The sequence below is a fragment of the Hyphococcus sp. D3-15 genome, assembly GCF_055809375.1.
Genome location: NZ_CM147910.1, coordinates 1,182,717 through 1,203,955, shown reverse-complemented (window position 1 = coordinate 1,203,955; position 21,239 = coordinate 1,182,717). Strand labels below are relative to the sequence as shown.

The window sequence follows — 21,239 nt, the reverse complement described above, 5'->3', positions numbered from 1 at the left end:
CTCCCGGTATTTTTGTTTCTAATTTGTCGTCAGTGTCTCACGGACATGCAATTTCGTTGTCGCCGTCCATTCTTCACCCGGCTGCAAGACGCGCAGCCCCGTATCGTCGCGCCGTTTTGTCCAGTTGAGCGCATCGTTCATTTGGCTAACCGGTTCAAAGCAAAAGCAACGCTCCTTTTGCGAAACATACACCACCGCGAACGCCAATGCAGGATCAGCCGTCATATCGACGCCAAAAGGCCTGTCGCGCCAGTCAATGCGCGCCTGCCCGCGCCAGCCGGTAAAACACTGATCAATCTCAACGTCATCCAGCGGACGCCCGGCGGAAAAATCCTGCGCCATATCGAGAGGCTGCCACTCCGCCGGCAGATTTTCCCGGTCAGGAAGCCATGCGCCATTCGCCGAGAACGCCAGGCGCGCCATATGGGGATCAGCGAAATAGGGGTGAAAGCCCAACCCGGCGGGCATTGGCGATGTCGATGTGTTTCGCAAGGTCAGGCGAATGGAAAGCCCGGCGCCGTCAATAACGATAGCCTGAGAAAGGCTGAACGCCCAAGGCCATCCCTCGTTTGAACGATGCACATAGTCCAGCAATAACGCTTTACTCGTACTGGCCGACAGCGACCAGTTTCCAAGCCATGCAACCCCGTGCAACGGATGAGCCTGGCCTGGCGCATTCGGCTTTATACGGAATGTTTTACCGTCAAACTCAAATTCACCATTGCGGATTCGATTTGAATAAGGCGCAAGGGGAAATGGCTTACGCTGAATGGATCCCGTTCCCAGCCTCTGCGTAAATTCGTCCGGCGCAGAATTTCACACTGTTCGAAATCGGCCCAGACAATCGCGCCTGAAGACGGCGCAACGCCAAGCGACCAACCATCGGCGGACAGTTCAATGACTTCTATTATGTCCGACGCGAGGCTCAAATTCGCTGCGCCTTTATTACTGCGCCGCCGGGTCCAAAGCTGTTGAAACGCGTTCCCGAAAACTCGCGACGAATTAAACTGAATGGTGGCGCCATGGGTTCCCCTTTGCTCAATGTTTACGGTAACATGATGCGGCCGGGGCGCAATGCTTTTGCCCGCCGGCGCGGGAGGAATAAATAACATGCTGAATTTGCTTATATTTTTTAAAACCGTCGCAACGCCGAGCGATTCCTCGCCGAAAAGCCCCGGCTGCCGCCGAAAATCGTCCAAATGGGTCCTGCTGTCGCTCGCGACGTTGTTTGCAGCTTTGGGGCGCGCCCATGCGCAACCCGAACCGGCCATGGTTTTGCGCGATGCGGCGCCCTCATCCTTCGCGCTGATCCGCAAGTCGGCGCCGGCCCCAATTTACGTCGACGGCGCCGATGACGCCGGCGTGCTGATCGCAGTGAAAAACTTGCAGTCCGATCTCGCCGCAATCGCCGGCAAGCAGGGCGGCCTTACCGAAACCGCAACCCCGCAAGCAGCGACGCGTGCGGTAATTGTCGGAACAATCGGACATTCCAGCCTTATCGATGCGCTGATCGAAAGCGGAAAGCTCGATGCCGGCGCCATTGCCGGCAAGTGGGAAGCCTATATTCAGACTGTCATTGACCAACCCTTTCCAGGCGTCGCCCAAGCGCTCGTGATCGCCGGCTCAGACCGGCGCGGCGCAATTTTCGGCGTCTATGACCTCAGCGACCGCGCCGGCGTTTCACCCTGGGCATGGTGGGCGGATGTTCCCGTAAAATCAGCGAAAAACCTGTATATTTCCCCCGGCGCGCGCATTGAAAATCCGGCCATTCGCTATCGCGGAATTTTTCTCAATGACGAACGCCCCGCGCTTCAAGGTTGGGTCGAGCAAACCTTTGGCGGCTTCAATCACCAGTTTTACGAAAAAGTTTGCGAGCTCATCCTGCGGCTCAAGGGCAATTATCTTTGGCCCGCCATGTGGGGGAAAGGCTTTTATGACGATGACCCGATGAACGCCGTGCTTGCGGACAAAATGGGGGTTGTTATCGGCACATCGCATCACGAACCGCTGGCGCGCGCGCATGTGGAATGGGCGCGTTATGGCGAAGGTCCGTGGGATTATGCGGAAAACAGCGCGGTTCTGCGAGATTTCTGGCGCGAAGGCATGATGCGCCGCGGCGATCATGAAGCCATTATCACCATTGGCATGCGCGGCGATGGCGACGAAGCCATGACCGAAGACACGGCTATCGACTTGCTGGAGCGCGTGGTTGCTGACCAGCGCAAAATCATGGCCGAAACAACCGGCGAGGACCCGTCAAAAACGCCGCAACTCTGGGCCCTCTATAAGGAAGTACAGGACTATTATGACCAGGGCATGGATGTTCCCGACGATGTCACGCTGCTTTTCGCCGATGACAATTGGGGCAATATCCGCCGCCTCCCCGCTCCCGGAGCGGAACGGCCCGGCGGATACGGCGTTTACTATCACTTCGATTATGTGGGCGGGCCGCGCAATTACAAATGGCTGAACACAACGCAGATCGAACGCGTCTGGGAGCAAATGTCTCTCGCCTGGGAATATGGCGCGAAAGAAATCTGGATTGTTAATGTCGGCGATCTAAAGCCGATGGAATTCCCGATGGAATTCTTTCTCGACTATGCATGGAATCCCGAGGCTTGGCCGCTTGAACGCCTGCCCGATTACGCGCGCCTGTGGGCCGCCGAGCAATTTGGCGAGGAGCATGCAGAGGAGATCGCACAACTGCTGTCGAGCTATACGAAATACAATGCGCGGCGAAAGCCTGAGCTCCTAGATGCGCAGACCTATAGCCTCATCAATTTTGGCGAAGCAGAGCGTGTCGTTGCCGAGTATGACGCACTCGCGCGCAAAGCCGATGCGCTGCGCGGAAAATTGCCGGCGCGTTATGACGACGCCTACATGCAGCTTGTGTGGCACCCTATTCATGCGAGCGCCAATCTGAATGCGCTCTATTATGCCGTCGCGAAAAACCATTTATGCGCGGATCAAGGGCGTTTTTGCGCCAATATCTGGGCCGACAAGGCGGAGGAGCTATTTGCGAAAGATGCTGAACTGACTCGCATTTTCCACGAAGACATCGCCGATGGGAAATGGAATCACCAGATGGCCCAGACGCATATTGGCTACACTTACTGGCAACAACCGGACCAGAATACGATGCCCCCGGTAAAGCGCATCAGCGGCCCCATCGGCGCAGAGTTCGGCGTTGCGATCGACCGCCGTTTAGAAGCGCTGACACCCGGCGGCGAACCATTGAAGTCCCCGCTGGTGATCGACCGCAACAGCGCCTTGCCACCGCCAGTGTTGACGATTTTCAATCGACGCGAAGACGCATTCGACTTCACCGTCGAAACCCCGCCATGGCTGCAAGCCAATCCTAACCAGGAAAAGGTGAGTAACACGCGGGAAATCACTTTGTCCGTTAACTGGGCGCAAGCCCCCGCTGGCGACGCCGCAGCGGCAATCACGATCAACCGCGAAACCGCTGGCGGTTCTCAGAAAGTGAATTTGCCGATCATTGCGCGCAACAGACAAGCCGATTCGGATGGAGGCGCTTTTGTCGAAGCGGATGGCTATGTTTCGTTCCTTGCAGAAGACTATGCGCGTGCGATTAATAGCGACGGCGTCGAATGGCGCCTGATCCCGAATCTCGGCCGCCTCGCCTCAAGCGTAAGCGCCTTTCCGCGCAATGGCGGCGCGATTAACCTCGCCTCTGATAGCGCGCGCCTTGAATACGACTTCTTCCTCTTCAACGGGGGCGATATTCAGGTCGATGTCACGCTGGCGCCCACCCTCGATTTCAAAGACGAAGGCGGGCTGAAATATGCAATCTCCATCGATGATGAAGAGCCTGTGATCATCAATGTAAACGAAGATGCATCCGAGGATGCATGGAACAAATCCGTCGCTGACTATGCGCATCTTCGCACCAGCCGCCATGGACCGGCGAAACCGGGGGCGCATACGTTGAAGCTCTGGCTTATCGATCCCTCGCTCATCTTCGAGAAAGTCACGATACATGCGGGCGACCTGCCCGGCAGCTATCTCGGCCCGACACAAAGCCTGCGCGCCGCCGACATAAAATAAGGCGTCGCGTCACGCGCGAACCGAAAAAAAAATAGATACTCTTTCTACGGAAAGAAGTTTTATTTTACCGCTGATCAATAGCGCTTGCTTCGCGGTTGCGGAATCAAGCGCGCAGTCATTAGCCCTTTGATTCCAGCAATTTTCTGCCGCTTGCAGTGGACGCAAAAGCGATTCCTTTCGCAGTTGCGCCTTGTGTCATTTTTGCCGCGGTCACCTCGTTGGACAAGAAAACGCCGCATTTGCCGTTCCCGCCCATAGCGAGGCAAAAAAATATGTTAGCGTTACCTTTATCGATCAAAGAACATGACGGCAGTAGTGCGTGAGTAAGCCAAACTGCCGCGATCTGGGAAGGAAGCACAATCAGGGGTTCCCCCAAACGATTGTAATTCCAAGTTTTTCTCGCGCAGTGAGCATCGCTTGCGCGTGAGCACCCGCGGCTTAGCCACACGGGGCGCGACGCTTATTTAGGGGCGGCGGTCTGCATGCGGATCTTTAGGCGTGGGACGTCGCGGGACGCCTTTGGAGGAGGAAAAAAGGGCATGAATATGAAGAAGAAATCAGCAACAAAGCAGATCGCAGGGCATGGCGCCGGACCGACCTATATGAAAATAGGACGGACGGCGTTGCTGACCGGCGCGTCGGCGATGGCGATGGCCGCCATCTCCCCCGCCGCTCTGGCCCAAGGTGATGCGGCAGATGAATCTGACGTCATCGTTGTGACGGGGATTCGCGGATCGCTCGCGCGAGCGATGGATGTGAAGCGCAACGCAGACGGCGTCGTCGACGCTATCTCCGCTGAAGACATCGGCAAGTTTCCAGACACCAACCTCGCTGAATCGCTGCAGCGCATCACCGGCGTCTCGATTAACCGGGTGAACGGCGAAGGTTCGGAAGTCACGGTTCGCGGTTTCGGGCCAGGCTTCAACCTGATCACGCTGAACGGCCGCACAATGCCGACGGCGGAAGTTCGCGCCATCGGCCAGCGGGGCAATTACGGCGCCGGCGGCGACCGCGCATTCGACTTCTCGAATCTCGCATCGGAAGGCGTCAGCGGTCTTGAAGTTTACAAAACCGGTCAATCCACTCTGCCTTCAGGCGGCATCGGCGCAACGGTTAACATCCTGACCCGCCGTCCGCTTGATACGCCGGGCATGGAAGGCACGCTCAGCGCCAAGGCGATTCACGACAGAAGCGTTTCAGGCGGCAATGACATCACGCCGGAGTTTTCGGGCCTCTTCAACTGGACCGATGACAATGAAATGTTCGGCGTCGGCTTGTTCGGCTCCTATTCCCGCCGCGATTCCGGCGCGCCAACGCAACAGATCAATGACTGGATCGTGCGCCGCTCTCCGGACGGCACCATTCACGAGAGCTATCTGCGTGGTGACGATTCAACGATTGTTGAAAACGCGCCGGCTGCTGACCAGCTCTACGCGATCGCGCAGGATAGCCGTTATGACTTCTCGGATCTCTCCCGTGAGCGGATTAACGGTCAGGCGGTACTTCAATTCCGCCCTGTAGATACGCTCACACTGACCGCAGATTATACTTTCGCCCAAAACAAGTCGGATGAACTGCGGTATGAGCAAACCAACTGGTTCGCCACGCCACTGGACCACATTATTTTTGACAACTCCGGTCCGGTCGCTACTGCCGTCTACATGCAGGAGTTCAATACCGGCGGCACCAAGGATATGGGCTTCGAGCAAACCAATCGCGCCACCAAGGATGAGATGAATTCCTTTGGCGCGAATGCTGAATGGAATGCAAGCGATTCCTTCAAGGTTGTTCTGGATGCTCACCACTCGAAGTCCGAGTCCGGCGGCGACAACCCGCTTGGCCACGTCGCTACGTTCACTACTTTCGCCGCGCCGGTCATTTCTCAGCACTCGGTCGACTATCGCAGCGGATATCCGATCCAATCCTATACGATCGACGACAGCGGCAAAGGCAACGACAATGGCGTTCTCGACGTTGGGGATCTTGGCTCCCAGGTATTCCGCAGCAGTTCTGCGAATATGGAGCACAAGGTCAAAGAAGTTGATCTGCGCATGGTCTGGGAAGCTGATACAGACTTCAATCTGGGCTTCTGGGACAATACCGGCTTCAGAATGACCGTGGGCGGCAACTATCGCGACACGGAAATGACGCGCACGACCCTCACCACCCAACAAGACCTCGGCAGTTGGGGTGTCGGCAGTCCTGGCGATATCGAGCAATTTGCGCCGGGCGTCGTCGAAGCCTACTGCCTCGCCTGCGAGTTCAAGGATATTCCTGTAGGCCAGGCTGACGTCGCATTCCGGGCTGATGCGGTTGAACTCTTCCAAATCATGTCGCCTATTTATGAGGCGATTCTTGACCCGATGACGGGAGACTCTCTGCACCCGATAAACTCGACGCCTGGCTTCGACAATGTCAGAGAAGACATCGCCGCCGCCTATGCGCAATTCAACATGGAAGGCGAACTGCTCGGGCGTCCTGCGCGCTTGAATGTCGGCTTCCGTTACGAAGATACGGACGTCAATTCGCTCACCCTGCAAGCCATTCCTTCGGCTGTGCTCTGGACCGCTGACAACGACTTCCTAATTCAGCAATCAGGTGTGGCTGAAGAGGTGATCGGAGCCGGCAGCTACGATCACTTCCTGCCGAATGTCGATTTCCAGGTTGAACCGATCGACAATGTCATGGCTCGCTTCTCCTACAGCAAGACCATCGGCCGTGCGGCATACAGCAATCTGTTCGCCTCCACGACCGCCGATGCGCCTAACCGCCCGACAGTGCTTGGCGGTCAGGTGACGGGGTCTTCAGAGAACCCGGGACTTCTGCCGCTTGAATCAAGCAACATCGACGCGTCGCTTGAATGGTACTTTGATGACGCCAGCTATGTTTCGGTTGGCTATTTCAGAAAAGACACCAAGAACTTCATCGGCACAGGCGTTGTGAATCGCACTCTCTTCGATCTTCGCGACGCGACTTCAGGTCAGGCCGGCACCCGGTCTGGTGATGCGCTGGACATCATCAACGATCTTGGCATCGACCAATCTGAGGCCAACCTGTTCACGCTGGTTGCACTCATTGACGCAAATAGCGGCGATGTCGCTGCAGCACGCGCCGAATTCGAATCGAATTTGGTGATGGGCGTCCTTCCCCAGACCTATGTGGATACGATCCTCGGCGCCTATGACGTCACGCCAAACGCTTCCGATCCGCTCTACACGTTTGGGGTTGAACAGCCACTCAACGCGGACGAAGGCACGATCGACGGTTGGGAATTCGCTCTGCAATACTTCCTCGGCGACACCGGCCTCGGCGTCGCGGCCAACTATACGATCGTGAATGGCGACATCACGGCCGACCCGGCTAACGATCCGAACGCCAACCAATTCGCCCTTATCGGCCTTTCCGATACGGCGAACGTTACGCTTATTTATGAAAATCACGGGATCTCAGCCCGTCTCGCCTATAACTGGCGCGACACCTTCCTGTCAGAGACCAACCAGACAGGCGACCGTAGCGCCATTTATATCGAAGACTTCGGTCAAATCGACCTAAGCGTCAGCTACGATATTTTCGAAAACCTGACCGCTTCGTTTGAAGCGATCAACCTGACGGGCGAAGACCAGCGTGTTTATCACCGCGTGCCCGAGCAGATTTACTACGCCTACGAACTCTCACCGCGCTTCACCTTCGGGCTGCGCTACAAGTTCTAAGGCCTGACAACTCATATGACGGAAAAGGCCGCTGTTTACAGCGGCCTTTTTCTTGCAACACATTTCCAAAAACCGGTCTTGCCGATACACTAACCGGAGCATTGCTGCTGGTCTGTAGACGCTCCATTCAGGCCGGGAGAAGAACAAGAGCCCTTTTCGGCCAAAGCGCCATGGGCGAGTTATTAGAGGAACGAATTTGTCATGGCGAACCGGGTAATGCTCGACAATATTGAGCACCAAAAATTGAGAGTCGCCCCCAAATACGGGCCCGAATTCGGCGACAATGTTAATCAGGTACTGGTGTTCCCCACAGAGTACGCCGAAATCCAGCGCGAATATCCGATCCTGTTTCGAAAAGACGCGAATGGCGACTATGTTTCCGTTGCAATTTTAGGCCTCGATAAAGATGAAAATCTTTTTCTCGATGGAAGCGAGTGGCGCGCGCGCTATGTGCCGGCGATGCAGGCGCGCGGCCCTTTCCTTATCGGAATACCCAAAGACGGCGCCGGCAATGACACCCAGGCGGATCCCAAGGTGAATATCGATCTCGATGATCCGCGTGTCGGTGAAACGCAGGGCGAGCCCTTGTTTCTGCCGCACGGGGGCAACACGCCTTACCTTGAACGCATGGCGCGCGTGCTCCACCAGATCCATCAAGGCATCGCGCTTTCAAGGCAAATGTTCACCGCTTTCGAAACAGCAGGGTTGATTGAACCGGTCACAGTCGAAGTCGCTCTGGGCGACGGCGCCAAATACGCCGTCTCGGATTGCTTTACGATTTCACGCGAACGGCTCGGCGCGCTCGATGGCGCGGCACTCGAAGCGCTCAACAAAGACGGCTTTCTTCATCTCGCCTACATGGCCGCCTCGTCGCTGGGAAATGTGAGCCAATTGGTCGAGTTGAAAGAACGCAAGCGCGCAAATGTGACGTAACCGCATGGTGGAAATCTCCCGCAAAACTGAAACACGAAGCGACATCGCGCCCGACCGGATTCCCTATGCCGAATTGCTGGAGGCCGGGCGTCCGGTCATCCTGAAAGGCATCGCTAGTGACTGGCCATTGGCGCGTGCGGGCGAGAAATCCGCGAAGAGCGCGATGGACTATCTCCGCTCTTTCTATAGCGGAAAGCCGGTTGTCTGTTCTGCTGGCGGACCTGAAATGGGCGGGCGGTTTTTCTACAATGAAGCGGTTACAGGCCTCAACTTCGACGCCCGCCGTGCACGGCTCGACGAAGTTCTGGACCGGCTCGCAGCGCATCTGGGCGATGACAGCGCGCCGCATTTCTACGTCGGCTCGACGGAGGTCGATGTGTATTTGCCGGGTCTTAGGAAAGACAATGACCTTGTTCTCAACGACCCGATGTTCGAACGAAATCCGCCAATGGTCGGCATCTGGCTCGGCAATCGGACGATCGCGTCAGCGCATTACGACATGTCGAACAATATCGCCTGCAATCTTGTGGGCCGTCGGCGCTTTACACTGTTCCCGCCAGACCAAACGCCCAATCTGTATCCCGGCCCGTTAGAGCCGACTCCCGGCGGTCAGGTTGTCAGCATGGTGAATTTCGACGCGGCGGATTTTGAACGCTATCCGCGTTTTCGCGACGCGCTGGAGACCGCTGAGGTCGCCGAACTCGAGCCAGGCGACTTCCTCTTCTACCCGGCGCTCTGGTGGCATCATGTTGAAGGTCTCAACGACTTCAATGTCATGATCAATTATTGGTGGAACACCTCACCCGCTTTTATGGATACGCCGCAAAACACCTTGCTCCACGGCATTCTCAGCCTGCGTGATCGACCCGAGAGCGAAAAACGCGCCTGGCGAGACCTGTTCGAGTATTATGTGTTCGGCCCTGCGGAACAGGCGGGCGCGCACCTGCCCGAACATGCGCGAGGCAATCTCGGCCCGCTTGATGAAAATAAGGCGCGGCGTCTGCGCGCTTATCTCTTGCAACGGCTCAACCGGTAAATACGAAACGAGGCATTTGGTGGCGGAACAACAGATCAAAAAAGTCGTCATAGCCGGGGGCGGCACCGCCGGCTGGATCGCTGCGGCGGCGCTGTCGAGTCAGCTCGGGCCGCTTCTCGACATTACGCTTGTCGAGTCCGACGAGATCGGCACGGTGGGCGTCGGCGAAGCGACAATACCGACCATCCGCACGTTTCATCATTTGCTTGGTCTCGACGAGCGCGAATTCATGCGCGCTTCGCGCGCGACCATCAAGCTCGGGATCGCGTTCGAAAATTGGGGACAAAAAGGCGACCGCTACATTCACTCCTTCGGCCAGGTCGGAAAGCCCGTATGGATGGGCGGCTTTCACAATATCTGGCTGCAGGCGCGCGCCGATGGCTTTAAGGGCCCGCTGTCGGACTATTGCTTCGAATTGCAGGCGGCGGAGGCCGGAAAGTTTTTCACGTCAGAGTCCGCCAACATTAATTACGCCTTTCATCTCGACGCCAGCCTATACGCCAAACATCTGCGCAAGGTCAGCGAGGCGAAAGGCGCAAAGCGCGTCGAAGGAAAGATCGCCGAAGTCGAACAAGACCCGCAAACCGGCTTCATCAAGGCGCTGTTGCTTGAATCCGGCGAACGAATCGAAGGCGATCTTTTTCTCGATTGCACCGGCTTTCGCGGGCTCCTGATCGAACAAACATTGCAAGCCGGCTATGAGGACTGGACGCATTGGCTGCCGACCGATAGCGCGCTTGCGGTGCAGACGCAGTCAGTCGGAGAACCCCTGCTTTACACGCGCGCAATCGCGCATGACGCCGGGTGGCAATGGCGGATTCCGCTGCAGCATCGCGTTGGAAACGGCCTGGTCTATTGCAGCGCTCATATTTCTGATGACGAAGCGCGCGCGACGTTGCTTGGAAATATTGAAGGCGAAATGCTGGTCGACCCCCGGCCTATCCGCTACTGCACAGGCCGGCGGCGAAAGGTCTGGGCCAAAAACTGTGTCGCGCTTGGACTGTCCAGCGGCTTTGTCGAACCCCTGGAATCAACAAGCATTCATCTCATCATGATCGGCATGACGCGGCTCATCAAACTGTTTCCCTTCAGCGGCGTCACCGATTCGCTTGTGCGCCGATATAATCAAATGGCGGACACAGAGCTGGAGCGGATCAGGGACTTCATCATCCTCCACTACAAAGCGACCGAACGTGACGATACATCGTTCTGGCGCCAATGCCGTGACATGGAGATCCCCGACACGCTGAAGGAACGCATGGAGCTGTTCCGGGAAAACGCCTATGTGGTTGAAGAGCCGGATGACCTCTTCCGCGTCGATTCATGGCTGCAGGTCATGCTTGGTCAACGCATTGAGCCGAAAGCCTACCATCCTATGGGCCGCCTCATGACACCGGAACAAAGAATGCGGGCGCTGGACGGCATGAAAAACGGCATCGCCGCGGCAGTCGCGAAAATGCCGTCGCATCAACAGTTTCTCAGTCAGTATTGCCCGGCTGACAAGGCCTAGCTTGGCATCTCCCGTATAGGCAAAGCGTAGTGTCTATTCGACATAGATTCCGAATACGGCGCCGACAAACCCGGTGGCGACCCGTGTCGACAGGATTTTTCCATCGGCGCCTTTTTTCAACATGGTCCAGCCGCCACCCTGCTCCTTATATTCAAAATCATATTCCACGCCGCGCGCGCTGATGCGCAGGCGCACCGGCTCGTCCGCCTCTCCGCCTAGTGGTTCAACCATCAGTATTTCACCTTCACGCGGCGTCTCCGGTCCCGCGCGACGGCGCAATTGGATCACGCGTTCGCCCTCCTCGCTGACGCCGACGCCGAGCGCATAAAAATACTCGTCATTTTGAAACGCAGCGAGACCAGCCTCCTCGCCGTGCTTTTTCGGATCAAACAAAACAGACGTTTCCGCAACAGCATTGAGATGCTGCTGGCGACGAGCGAGAAATGCGGGACGGCCGAAATCGCTGAGCCTGTCCTGCTGCGCAGTCAGCACCGCATCGCCTGCCTCGACATTAAACCAGGGCGCAACCGGGCCGCGCAAGGAAAGCCAATAAGGCGCAAGCTCTGCTTCGTCGAATGTCACTGCGATGGAGAAATTCCCATTCATTGGAATAGCGGGCGCCTCGCTTACAGGCAGCGCCGGACGCTTCGCCTTTAGCGGCACCGCTTCGCCGTGAGCCAGAATATCCGGCCACTCATTCTTCCATTCCACCGGCAGGAGAAATGTCTCCCGGCCGGTATTGTAATAGTCGCCTTCATAGGGGCGCACGCCGAGAAACACCGCCTGCCATCCACCCGCGCCGGTATTCACCATATCGACATGACCAACCGAGGTGACGGGGTTTTCGCGATCTTCAGGCAAGTCGCGCTGCGTCAGGATCGGATTGCCGTCATAGGGCGTATATGGCCCGAGGACATTGTCTGCGCGCAACACCACCTGAGAGTGATTGATCGCGGTGCCGCCTTCGGCGTCGCTTAGATAGTATTTTCCGTCAACCTTGTAGATATGCGGACCTTCGATCCAGATTGGATTTTCTTCCGGACGCACGCCGCCATTGACCAGCACGGTGGGCTTTTCGAGCGACTGAAATGTTTGCGGGTCGACCTTGCGCAACCATATGGCGCGGTGCCCGTCATAGGTTGAACCGCCAGGCGGCTCGTCATTATTCATAATGTAAACAGACCCGTCATCATCGAAATAGAGTGACGGGTCGATGCCGCCGACTTCCGGCAGCCATATCGGATCCGACCACGGGCCAGCCGGGTCTGTTGCGGTGACGATAAAATTGCCGCCGCAGTCTACGCAAGTGTTCGCGACGTAATACACGCCCTGGTGATATTCAATTGTCGGCGCAAATACGCCGCGCGATAAAGCGAGGTCGCCGAAGTCAAGCATGCCCGGCCGATCAATCACATTGCCTATCTGCGTCCAGTTTACGAGATCGGTGCTTTTGAAAACCGGGATGCCGGGAAAATAACAAAAGGTGGAATTGACGAGAAAATATTCATCGCCCGCTTTTGTGATGCTCGGGTCTGGGTAAAAGCCCGCAAGTATCGGATTGCGATATTCATCCGGACCCAGCGTATCGGTGTAATCCGCGCCCGAATAGAGAAATTCCTGAAACCGCGCGACGGATTGTTTTTCTGCGTCAGCTTGTTGCTGCGCGCACCCTTCCACCATTAAGGCGATGGCGAATATCGCCGCCAATGCTCTCGACATGTGGCGTTCTCCCCGTTGTTATTCTTGCGCCAGCCAGCGCTTGACTTTATGATAGCGATAACAATGCGCATTGAAAAGCCGCAACGGGCCGCGCGCACCAGAGGAGGAATAAGGCGATCATGACCAAGATCACCCGCCGTCAGACCCTGAAATACGCAGCGGGAACCGCGGCCCTGCCGCTGCTTGGCGGCGCCTGCGCCGACACCGCGCCCAAGGCTGCATCCGGTGCGACGGCGCTCAAAGATCTCGCGGCGGCGAAAGGCTTGCGCTTCGGCTCAGCGATGGCGGCGCATCAGTTGAATGACCCCAATTATGTCGATCTCGTCTTGCGCGAATGCGCCGTAATCGTCGCAGAGAACGAGCACAAACAATATACGATCCGCGCTGAACCGGATCAGTGGAATTTTGAACCGGGCGACGCTCTTGTAAACTTCGCCAAGGCAAACGATCTCGGCATGCGCGGCCATACGCTCCTATGGAACCGCACAAAATGGACGTCCGATTGGCTGAATGCAGTGGAATTCCAATCCTCCGCAGAAGCTGAAAGCTGGCTTAGTGAATATATTACGCGCGTTGCGGGCCGCGATGATCCGTTCATCTATTCCTGGGATGTCGTCAATGAAACCATCGACCCCGATTCCGGCGAATTGCGCGAAACAGTGTTTTCCAAGGCGATGGGGCCGGAACTCATTGACTATTGCTTCTTCCAGGCGAAAGAGGCCGCGCCCAACGCAACACTCGCCTATAATGACTATATGAGCTGGGAAAGCGGCAATGAAAATCACCGCAAGGGTGTATTGCTGCTACTTGAGCGGCTCCTTAAAAACGGCGTTCCCATTGATGCGCTCGGCATTCAAAGCCACTCAAATTACGACATGCCTGACGAATTCACCGCCGACAAGCAGCGCGCCTGGCGCGGCTTCGTGGAGGAAGTCATCGGCATGGGGCTGGAGATCTATCTGACCGAATTCGACGTCAACGACACGCGCCTCGGCCCTGACGCAGCGATGCGCGACGAACTCATCGCCAGCTTCACGAAAGACTATCTCGATATGATGCTGGGCTATGAGGCGACCAAAGATCTGTTGGTGTGGGGCCTAGTTGATTCATATAGTTGGCTGCAGGGCTTTCTCCCTCGCACCGATGGCGTGGAGAAACGTCCGGTCCCGTTTGATTCGCAGTTTCAGCCCAAACCCATGCGCGATGCGATCGCCGCAGCGCTGCGGGCCGCTCCGGCCCGGTAGCCCAAGCGGGCGCGGCCTTATTGTCTTTTGGCATACGCGCCCGAGCGTGTGGCGTTTCCCGTCTGTACACCCTATATATTGAAGGGAGAGAGACAGGCAGGACAGGACGATGAGAGCAAACGGCCGGCGAGGCAAAAAGCGCCAGGTAGTGACCATTAAGGAGGTCGCCGAAAAGGCCGGCGTCTCCCAGATGACGGTTTCTCGCGTCCTTAACCAAAAAGAGATCGTAAAATCCGCGACCCGCGAGAAAGTCGAAGCGGCTATGGCCGCCCTCAACTACCGCCCCAACATCATGGCGCGCGGCCTTGCAGGCGGAAAATCCGTCCTGATCGGCTTTCTCTACCACAATCCGAGCTATGGCTATCTCAACGAATTCCTGATTGGCGCCCTCGATGAATGCCGGGAGCTCGGTCACCATCTGGTGGTCGAGGCGATTGACGTTCACACGATGAAATCCGCGCAGGAGCGTTACGCCGAGCGGGTCAGAAGCATTGGCGTCGACGGCATTATCGTCAATCCGCCCTTGAGTGAAAACCGGGCGCTGGTCGATGCGCTCCATAATATTGGATTGCCGTTCGTTCGCATCGCCCATGGCGATCTGTCCTGCGTCGATTTGAGCGTCGTCATCAACGACACTGAAGCCGCCAAATCGATGACGAACTATCTGATCAAAAAAGGTCATCGCCGCATCGCCTTCATTCTCGGCGCGCGCGATCACACTTCCACCGCCATGCGCCTCGCCGGCTTCAAAGCCGCGATGACCAAGCACAAGCTGAGCTTTGGCAAGGCGTATCTCGAATCCGGCAATTACACATTTCAGTCCGGGGTTGAGGCGGCTGACCGCCTCCTGTCATTGCCGGAAGCGCCGACCGCGATCTTCGCCAGTAACGATGAGATGGCGGCGGGCGTCATTGCCGCAGCCCATAGGCGCGGCCTGAAACTGCCCGATGAATTGTCCATTGTCGGCTTTGACGATACCGCCATCGCGCAATCTGTCTGGCCCTCCCTGACAACGGTGAGACAGCCCATCGCCGACATGGCGCGCAAATCTGTGGCGCTTCTCGCGGAAAATATCAGCTATGGCGAAGTCGAACTCGCCGAGCGGTTGCAGATCCTCGATATCTCGATTGTCGAGCGACAGTCCGTAGCGCCGCCGCCAAAATCAGCGAAATAAAAAGGCGGCGCGTATTTGGCGCCGCCTTTTTTTATTGAAGCGCGGTTGCTAGTTGCGCATGTCTTCTAGCTCAAGCCCTTTGGTCTCGCGCACCGCGAACACCACAAAGGCGATCGAGATGATGGCGCAAATCGTATAGAACCCATAAGCGCCGGTGAGGCCGATCCAGGCGGTCGTCAGCATGATCGGGAAGGTCATGGTGATCGCAAAATTGGCGATCCACTGGAAGAAGCCAGCGACAGCGAGTCCCGATCCGCGAATCTGGTTCGGGAACATTTCACCGAGCGACACCCACATTACGGGGCCCCAGGACATATTGAAGAAGAACACATAGGCGTTCGCGGCAATCAGCGCCGTTCGCCCGACACCCGCCGGCAACGACACAGCGCCGTCAACCACGCTCGCCTGCGAGAAGGCGTAAACCAGCGTCGCAAGCGTCACCGCCATGCCGACCGAACCGACAGCCAGAAGCGGTTTGCGGCCGATTTTGTCGATCAAGAGCAATGCGACGATGACGGCGAGGATCGACACCGCGCCGCTAATCACATTGATCAGCAATGCATCGCCTTCTGAAAAGCCGACGGCCTGCCACAGCACCGCGCCGTAATAGAAAACCACGTTGATGCCGACGAGCTGCTGGAAAGTCGCGAGACCGATCCCGATCCAGACGATCGGACGCAACACAGTGCCCTTTTGAAGAACATCGCCCAGGCGCGGTTTGTGATCGCGCGCCAGAGACGCCTCGATTTCTTCGACCTTGGACTTTGCGCGCGCAGCGCCTGTGATGCGCGACAGGACTCCATGCGCTTGATTTTGCTTGCCACGAACAACCAGAAACCGAGGGCTTTCCGGGATAAACAAGAGCGCGATTAGAAAGATGCTCGCCGGAATCAATTCAATCCAGAACATCCAGCGCCATGCCGCAAATCCCATGAGCCAATCCGTATTGGCGGAACCAGCAGCGCCCGCGATCAGGTAGTTGCTGACAAACGCAACAAAAAGTCCGGTGATGATTGCCACCTGCTGGATCGATGAAAGCCGACCGCGCAAATGCGCCGGCGCAACTTCGGAAATATAGGCGGGCGCCATGACGCTGGCGCCGCCGACAGCCAAGCCGCCAATCACGCGGTAGATGATGAATTCCAAGGACGATGAGGCGACGCCAGAACCCCATGCGCTGACGATGAAAAAGATCGCCGCAACGATCATCATCATCCGCCGGCCGAACAAATCCGAAAACCTGCCGGCGAGCGCGGCGCCGACGGCGCAACCGAGCAGCATTGAGGCCACATTAAAACCGGTGCCGACGCTGTCTGAATTGAACGCGACCCGCAATCCATCGACCGTGCCGTTGATGACCCCGCTGTCAAATCCGAACAAAAATCCGCCAATCGTGGCGACGCAGCTGATGAGCAATACGAATGCGAAATCGCCGTCCGGCTTCGCTGCCGTGGTGATGGTTGCTGACAATGGTCCCTCCCAGTTAGGGCTTGATTCTATTTGTTTTTATCCGCCGCGAGCCCGACGGCCAGATGGCATGTTAGGGCTAACAGTCCACTTCGTCCATATGCTTTCTGACCAGTCACCAATTCCACATCGCGCCGTCAGTCAGGCGGGCGACCGGCAATTGCTTGGGATCATAGGGGAATTTCGCCGCCAGCGCCTCATCGATATCGACCCCATGCCCCGGCGTCTCGCCAGGATGCAGGTAGCCGTCGTCGAAACTATAGGCATGAGGAAACACCGCATCGGTTTCGTCTGTGTGCATCATGTATTCCTGGATGCCGAAATTCGGGACCCACAGATCAAAATGCAACGCCGCGCCCATGGTCACCGGGGAAAGATCAGTCGCCCCATGACAGCCCGTGCGAATATGATAGAGGCTCGCAAGATCCGCGATGCGCCGCAAATGCGTAATCCCGCCCGCATGCACAACCGTCGTGCGAATATAGTCAATCAGTTGCTCTTGTATCAGCGTCCGGCAGTCGTGAATCGAGTTGAACACCTCGCCAAGCGCGATTGGCGTCACCGTATGCTGACGTATCGTGCGAAACGCTTCCTGATTCTCCGCAGGCGTCGGGTCTTCCATCCAGAAAAGGCGGAACGGTTCAAACGCCTTGCCGAGCCGCGCCGCTTCGATAGGGGTTAATCTATGATGAATGTCATGCAGCAACTCGATAACCGGACCATGCGCATCGCGCAGCCGCTCAAAGAGTTTTGGGGCAAAGTTTAGATACGCCGTAGTGTCCCAGACCGTTTCCGTCGGCGCCGCGGCATCCGCCGGTTCATAATACATCTTCCCCCGCGCCACGCCATATGCGCCTTGTACGCCCGGAATGCCGGATTGGGCGCGAATAGCCTTGTAACCAAGGGACATATAGCGTCCGACCTCATCGACAGTCGCGTCAATATCCGCACCATTTGCGTGGCCGTAAACCAGGACGCGATCGCGCGAGGCGCCGCCCAATAGCTGGTAGAGCGGCATGCCGGCGGCCTTCGCCTTGATGTCCCAAAGCGCCGTATCTACTGCGGCGATCGCCGTCATCGTCACGGGTCCGCGCCGCCAATAGGCGCCGCGATAAAGAAACTGCCAGATATCTTCGATCCGGCTTGCATCGCGGCCGATCAGGATCGGCGCCACATGATCTTCGAGATAGGACGCGACGGCTTTTTCACGACCATTCAGCGTCGCATCGCCAATGCCGTAAACGCCCACATCGGTTTCGATCTTCAGCGTAACGAAGTTTCGCCCGGGACAAGTGACGATGATTTTTGCACTTTTGATTTTCATAAGTTCATTCCGCAGACATGAGCGCGCCGGGTCCGTTGGTTGACAGAATTATTCAAGCTTGTCATCGTCAAAGTCATATCATGCCTTAAAACGACAAAAAATCTCAACGGCATCATGGAAACGTCCGAATGCGCCGACCGATAATGACGCAAGGCAAAAACGCTTCAGACGCTGGCGCTTCTCTTTCCAGGCTGAAGGAAACATTTTCCTCCGTATCCCGCAGATCCGTCACCGCTTCTTTGATGGCCGGCGGCGGACTAAGCTTGCTTGGGTGCAGCGCAACAGACGCGCATATCCTGCGATCAGCCGACGCGCATCCCGCAGATTACCCGACCGTCACCGCCGTCAATGAGATGGGCAGGCTCCTGCGCGAGCGCTCAAACGGGCGTTTATCCATAAAAACCTATGCCGGGGGGCAACTTGGCGCGGAAAAAGACGCTCTGGAAATCACCGTGTTTGGCGGCCTGGACCTGACGCGGGTCAGCATCGCGCCGCTCAGCGCTATTGCTGAAGAAACTGTCGTGCCGGCCCTGCCCTTTCTGTTCCGAAACACAGCCCATATGCGCGCAGCGCTGGACGGAAAACCAGGCCAGCAAATCCTGACCGCGCTAGAACCGCACGGGTTGATCGGGCTTTGCTTTTACGACGCTGGCGCGCGCTCTTTTTATACGCGCGGGCGCCCCATCAATAAGCCGGAAGACCTGCGCGGATTGAAAATCCGCGTCATGAATTCAGACATGTTTGTCTCCATGGTCGAAGCGCTGGGAGGCGACGCCGCGCCCATGCCTTATGGCGAAGTCTATCAGGGACTGTTGCAAGGCGTTGTCGATGGGGCGGAGAACAACTGGCCATCCTACGAGAGTTCGCGCCATTTCGAAGTCGCAAAAACCTATAGCATGACGCAGCATGTCATGGCGCCGGAAGTGCTTGTGATGTCTGCGAAGCGCTGGCGCAAAATTTCTGAGGCCGATCAAGCGTTGATCCGCGAATGCGCTCTGGACAGCGTGCCCTATATGCGCGCGATCTGGGATGAGCGCAGCAGAACCGCGGAAATTCATCTGCGCGACGCGAATGTGGAGATCATCACGCCAAACATTAATGCCTTTGTGCAAAAAGTGAAGCCGGTTTGGGACAAATATCTGACTACCCCTGCCCTTCGCCAGCTTGCAGAAGACATTCAGGCGATAGACCCAATGACCGGCAAAGACGATGCTTAAACTTCTCGCCGCAGCTTCAAGACTTACAAGCCGTGCAGCGCTTTACATTTCATTCTGCGGACTTGTCGGCATGGTGGCGATCATTTCGTGGCAGGTCTTCGCGCGTTACGTGCTGAATGCGGCGCCTGCCTGGACGGAACAAGCAGCGCTGTTGTTGATGTTATGGTTCATTCTTTTTGCAGCGGCCGCAGGCGTTCGCGAAGGCTTTCACATTCGCCTGACCCTTATGGAAGATCGTTTGCTGAAAACGCGTCAACGCGCTTTGCGCTTTTTTTGTCACGCAATCGTCCTTGTCTTTGGCTTGAACATGGCTTGGGCTGGCGCCGGTCTCATGATGGAAACATGGAGCCACACAATTCCGACGCTGGGCGTGTCGCGCGCGATAGCCTATACGCCAATCGCGCTCTGCGGCGCGCTGATTGCTCTTTATGCCCTTGAACTCCTCATATTGGAGGGCCGCGGCGAAGAGGCGGAGCGCATATGGAACTGACCGCGCTGCTGGTTTTGCTGGGTCTTTTATTGCTGGCAGGCGTGCCGGTGGCCTTCGCGCTTGGCGCAGCCAGCCTCGCCATATTTTTCATGCTCGACATCCCCGCGATTGTCGCTTTTCAGCGGCTCGCCGCCGGCATGAATGTCTTTGCCCTGATGGCTATACCTTTCTTTGTGTTCGCCGGTGAGTTGATGGCGCGCACCGGCATTGCCGAACGCCTGATCCATGTCGCGGAGGGCGCGTTTGGACGCTCACGGGGCGGCCTCGGACAAGTCGATGTGGGCGCCAGCATGTTGTTCGGCGCGGTTTCAGGTTCTGCGGCGGCTTCCGTTTCCGCCATGGGTTCGACGCTCATGCCAATGATGAAACAGCGTGGTTATGACGACGATTACGCGGTCAATGTCACAATCACCGCCGCCATTCTCGGCATTCTCATCCCCCCATCGCATAATATGATTATATACGCGGCGGCCGCGCCGGTCGGCATTGATGTGGGCGCGTTGTTTCTCGCGGGCGTCATGCCTGGTTTGCTCGCTGGCGGCGCCTTGATGGTCGCTGCATGGGCCGTCGCCGTTCGCCGCAATTACCCGCGCGGCGTCTTTCCCGGCTGGCGGATTTTTCTGCGGTCCGCCGCCGCCGCGATTCCCGGATTATTGACTGCTGTCATCATCGTGTTCGGCGTTCTTTTGGGCGTATTCACGCCGACCGAAAGCGCCGCCATTGCCGTTGTTTACACCATCATCATCGGCGCAGCGCTTTATCGCACACTGGGCATGAAAGAGTTCTTCGCCGCTGCGTCAGCCGCAGTGAAAACCACCGCCATGGTGATGCTGATCATCGGAGCGGCCGGCATGTTCGGCTGGCTCTTCGCTCTTCTCGAAGGCCCGCAGGCGCTTGCCGGCTTGCTCACCGCCGCCTCGGATGAACCCGCAGCGATCATGCTGATGGTCGTGCTTATCCTGCTAGTTCTCGGCGCATTTATGGACATGGCGCCGCTATTGATCATCATGACGCCGATCATGCTTCCCGTGGCGATGAATGTGGGGATCGACCCGATCCATTTCGGCATTGTGATGCTGATGACCCTGGCGATCGGCCTCGTAACCCCGCCCGTTGGGTCTGTCCTGTTTCTCGGTTGCGCGGTTGGCGGCGCGAAACCCGAAACCGTGGTCAAAACCATCTGGCCATTCTACCTGGCCCTGCTCGGCAGCTTGCTGCTGGTCGCCTGCTTCCCAAGTCTATCGCTATGGCTACCCGCAGCGCTTCGGTAATATGGCATTGTTTTCAACATATTATCCACATTCTGCGCTTTCGCCTCGCCACAAGCGCAAAAAAATGTTAGCGGTA

15 protein-coding genes are annotated in these 21,239 nt (G+C 57.1%); 10 read left to right on the top strand and 5 right to left on the bottom strand.

Annotated elements, in window-relative coordinates; genetic code table 11:
• Positions 1 to 18: 18 nt before the first annotated feature.
• Entirely contained in the window at positions 19 to 729 is a 711-nt protein-coding gene (locus tag AC0L8G_RS06040) for an aldose 1-epimerase (RefSeq protein ID WP_473388811.1), read from the bottom strand.
• A complete protein-coding gene (locus tag AC0L8G_RS06035; RefSeq protein ID WP_473387658.1) occupies positions 684 to 1,271 on the bottom strand; it encodes a hypothetical protein in 588 nt (195 codons plus the stop codon). Before AC0L8G_RS06035 ends, AC0L8G_RS06040 begins: the two co-directional genes overlap by 46 nt.
• Between AC0L8G_RS06035 and AC0L8G_RS06030 the strand changes: the two genes are divergently transcribed.
• From AC0L8G_RS06030 to AC0L8G_RS06010, 5 genes are all read left to right on the top strand, one after another.
• The gene (locus tag AC0L8G_RS06030; RefSeq protein ID WP_473387656.1) at positions 1,270 to 4,068 is read left to right on the top strand and encodes a glycosyl hydrolase 115 family protein; all 2,799 of its coding nucleotides are present in this window, start codon (positions 1,270 to 1,272) and stop codon (positions 4,066 to 4,068) included. The two genes, AC0L8G_RS06035 and AC0L8G_RS06030, sit on opposite strands and share 2 nt — an antisense overlap.
• Before the next feature lie 545 nt (positions 4,069 to 4,613).
• Positions 4,614 to 7,778, top strand: coding sequence for a TonB-dependent receptor (locus AC0L8G_RS06025; protein WP_473387655.1), 3,165 nt, complete (start codon positions 4,614 to 4,616; stop codon positions 7,776 to 7,778).
• Between the two features lie 201 nt (positions 7,779 to 7,979).
• Entirely contained in the window at positions 7,980 to 8,711 is a 732-nt protein-coding gene (locus AC0L8G_RS06020) for a SapC family protein (protein ID WP_473387654.1), read from the top strand.
• A 4-nt stretch (positions 8,712 to 8,715) separates the two neighbouring features.
• Positions 8,716 to 9,747 carry a cupin-like domain-containing protein gene (locus tag AC0L8G_RS06015; protein WP_473387652.1) on the top strand — a complete coding sequence of 344 codons (1,032 nt, stop codon included), beginning with the start codon at positions 8,716 to 8,718 and terminating at the stop codon, positions 9,745 to 9,747.
• Positions 9,748 to 9,766: 19 nt separating this feature from the next.
• Positions 9,767 to 11,257, top strand: a complete 1,491-nt coding sequence (locus AC0L8G_RS06010; protein ID WP_473387651.1) for a tryptophan halogenase family protein — start codon at positions 9,767 to 9,769, stop codon at positions 11,255 to 11,257.
• 33 nt (positions 11,258 to 11,290) lie between these two features.
• Here the strand turns inward: AC0L8G_RS06010 and AC0L8G_RS06005 are convergent, their stop codons facing one another.
• The gene (locus tag AC0L8G_RS06005) at positions 11,291 to 12,976 is read right to left on the bottom strand and encodes a glycoside hydrolase family 43 protein (protein WP_473387648.1); all 1,686 of its coding nucleotides are present in this window, start codon (positions 12,974 to 12,976) and stop codon (positions 11,291 to 11,293) included.
• A gap of 119 nt (positions 12,977 to 13,095) precedes the next feature.
• Between AC0L8G_RS06005 and AC0L8G_RS06000 the strand changes: the two genes are divergently transcribed.
• Both AC0L8G_RS06000 and AC0L8G_RS05995 read left to right on the top strand, forming a co-directional pair.
• Positions 13,096 to 14,220 carry an endo-1,4-beta-xylanase gene (locus tag AC0L8G_RS06000; protein WP_473387647.1) on the top strand — a complete coding sequence of 375 codons (1,125 nt, stop codon included), beginning with the start codon at positions 13,096 to 13,098 and terminating at the stop codon, positions 14,218 to 14,220.
• A 148-nt stretch (positions 14,221 to 14,368) separates the two neighbouring features.
• Positions 14,369 to 15,394 (top strand): LacI family DNA-binding transcriptional regulator, encoded by a 1,026-nt coding sequence (locus tag AC0L8G_RS05995; protein ID WP_473387646.1) that lies wholly within the window; start codon positions 14,369 to 14,371, stop codon positions 15,392 to 15,394.
• A gap of 48 nt (positions 15,395 to 15,442) precedes the next feature.
• Here AC0L8G_RS05995 and AC0L8G_RS05990 read toward each other — a convergent pair whose 3' ends face one another.
• Positions 15,443 to 16,864, bottom strand: a complete 1,422-nt coding sequence (locus AC0L8G_RS05990) for a sugar porter family MFS transporter (RefSeq protein WP_473387644.1) — start codon at positions 16,862 to 16,864, stop codon at positions 15,443 to 15,445.
• Positions 16,865 to 16,976: 112 nt separating this feature from the next.
• Entirely contained in the window at positions 16,977 to 18,185 is a 1,209-nt protein-coding gene (gene manD / locus AC0L8G_RS05985) for a D-mannonate dehydratase ManD (RefSeq protein WP_473387642.1), read from the bottom strand.
• A 128-nt stretch (positions 18,186 to 18,313) separates the two neighbouring features.
• Here manD and AC0L8G_RS05980 point away from each other — a divergent pair, with 128 nt between their 5' ends.
• Genes AC0L8G_RS05980 through AC0L8G_RS05970 form a run of 3 tightly spaced genes read left to right on the top strand, consistent with a single transcriptional unit; the run spans position 18,314 to position 21,163 of the window.
• Positions 18,314 to 19,402 carry a TRAP transporter substrate-binding protein gene (locus tag AC0L8G_RS05980; protein WP_473387641.1) on the top strand — a complete coding sequence of 363 codons (1,089 nt, stop codon included), beginning with the start codon at positions 18,314 to 18,316 and terminating at the stop codon, positions 19,400 to 19,402.
• On the top strand, positions 19,395 to 19,892 hold the full coding sequence (locus AC0L8G_RS05975; RefSeq protein WP_473387639.1) for a TRAP transporter small permease: 498 nt from the start codon (positions 19,395 to 19,397) through the stop codon (positions 19,890 to 19,892). Before AC0L8G_RS05980 ends, AC0L8G_RS05975 begins: the two co-directional genes overlap by 8 nt.
• Positions 19,883 to 21,163 carry a TRAP transporter large permease gene (locus AC0L8G_RS05970; protein ID WP_473387638.1) on the top strand — a complete coding sequence of 427 codons (1,281 nt, stop codon included), beginning with the start codon at positions 19,883 to 19,885 and terminating at the stop codon, positions 21,161 to 21,163. Before AC0L8G_RS05975 ends, AC0L8G_RS05970 begins: the two co-directional genes overlap by 10 nt.
• Positions 21,164 to 21,239 lie beyond the last annotated feature (76 nt).